The sequence below is a fragment of the Pseudomonas sp. CBZ-4 genome (assembly GCF_000346755.1).
Lineage (GTDB): Bacteria > Pseudomonadota > Gammaproteobacteria > Pseudomonadales > Pseudomonadaceae > Aquipseudomonas.
Genome location: NZ_ANNV01000096.1, coordinates 1 through 1,936 on the forward strand (window position 1 = coordinate 1; position 1,936 = coordinate 1,936).

Genomic DNA, 1,936 nt, shown 5'->3' on the forward strand with positions numbered 1-1,936 from the left:
GCTTTGCGGGCGCCAGTCGTACAGCGGCGCGACTTTCGGGCCGGTGTCTTCGTGGATCGCGAACATCGGAATGTAAACCGCGCGGAACTGCTCCGGCTTGACCGACGCCTTGACCACCGCGTCGATCTCTTCGTCGCTCGGCCAGATGTCTTGCAGGCGGATTTCCTTGCCGCTGGCGTCGAGGCCGAGCACGTCTTTTTCGATGTCGAAACGGATGGTGCCGGCAATCGCATACGCCACCACCAACGGCGGCGACGCGAGGAAAGCCTGCTTGGCGTAAGGGTGAATGCGCCCGTCGAAGTTGCGGTTGCCCGACAACACGGCGGTGGCGTACAGGTCGCGGTCGATGATCTCTTGCTGGATCACCGGGTCGAGTGCGCCGGACATGCCGTTGCAGGTGGTGCAGGCAAACGCCACCACGCCGAAGCCGAGTTTTTCCAACTCATGGTCCAGGCCGGCGTCTTCCAGGTACATCGCCACGGTTTTCGAGCCCGGCGCCAACGAGGACTTGACCCACGGCTTGCGCGCCAGCCCCAGCTTGTTCGCGTTGCGTGCCAACAGGCCGGCGGCAATCACGTTGCGCGGGTTGCTGGTGTTGGTGCAACTGGTGATGGCCGCGATGATCACCGCGCCGTCGGGCATTTGCCCCGGCACCTCGTCCCACTGGCCGCTGATGCCTTTGGCCGCCAGGTCGCTGGTGGCAACGCGGGCATGGGGGTTGCTCGGGCCGGCCATGTTGCGCACGACGCTGGACAGGTCGAACGTGAGGCCGCGCTCGTATTGCGCGCCCTTGAGGTCATCGGCCCACAGGCCGGTGTGGCGGGCATATTGCTCGACCAGGGCGACTTGTTCGTCTTCACGGCCGGTGAGTTTCAGGTAGGCGATGGTTTGCTGATCGATATAGAACATCGCCGCCGTCGCGCCGTATTCCGGGGCCATGTTGGAGATGGTCGCGCGGTCGCCCAGGGTCAGGGCCGAGGCGCCTTCGCCGAAGAACTCCAGCCAGGCGCCGACGACTTTCTGTTTGCGCAGGAACTCGGTCAGCGCCAGCACCATATCGGTAGCGGTGATGCCCGGTTGCAACTTGCCCGTCAGCTCCACGCCGACGCTTTCCGGCAGGCGCATCCACGACGCGCGGCCGAGCATCACGCTCTCGGCTTCAAGGCCGCCGACGCCGATGGCGATCACGCCCAGCGCGTCCACGTGGGGCGTGTGGCTGTCGGTGCCGACGCAGGTATCCGGGAAGGCCACGCCGTCACGCACCTGGATCACCGGCGACATTTTCTCCAGGTTGATCTGATGCATGATGCCGTTGCCCGGCGGGATCACATCGACGTTCTTGAAGGCCTTTTTGGTCCACTCGATAAAGTGGAAACGGTCTTCGTTGCGGCGGTCTTCGATGGCGCGGTTCTTCTCGAAGGCGTCCGGGTCGAAACCACCGGCTTCGACGGCCAGGGAGTGATCGACAATCAGCTGGGTCGGCACCACCGGGTTGACCTGCGCCGGGTCGCCACCTTGCAGGGCGATGGCATCGCGCAGGCCGGCGAGGTCGACCAGGGCGGTCTGGCCAAGGATGTCATGGCACACCACGCGGGCCGGGAACCACGGGAAGTCGAGGTCGCGCTTGCGCTCGATCAACTGGCTCAGGGACGCATTGAGGGTGGCCGGGTCGCAACGGCGCACCAGGTTCTCGGCGAGCACGCGGGAGGTGTACGGCAAGGTGGCGTAGGCGCCGGGAGTGATGGCCTCGACCGCCGCACGGGCGTCGAAGAAATCCAGGCGGCTGCCGGGGAGCGGTTTGCGAAATTCAGTGTTCATCGTCAGGACTCGGTCACGGTAGGTTCACAGGGCGAACTGCCCACACCGGCCCGGCTTCCTGTGGGAGCTGGCTTGCCTGCGATGGCATCCCTGCGGTGTGGCAGGTACACCGAGTTGA

At 65.2% G+C, this 1,936-nt stretch carries 1 protein-coding gene; it reads right to left on the reverse strand.

Annotation, left to right across the window (positions count from 1 at the left end):
* The coding region (gene acnA, locus B348_RS0111530) for an aconitate hydratase AcnA (RefSeq protein WP_017736272.1) at window positions 1-1,818 on the reverse strand (1,818 nt) is incomplete at its 3' end.
* Window positions 1,819-1,936: the final 118 nt, after the last annotated feature.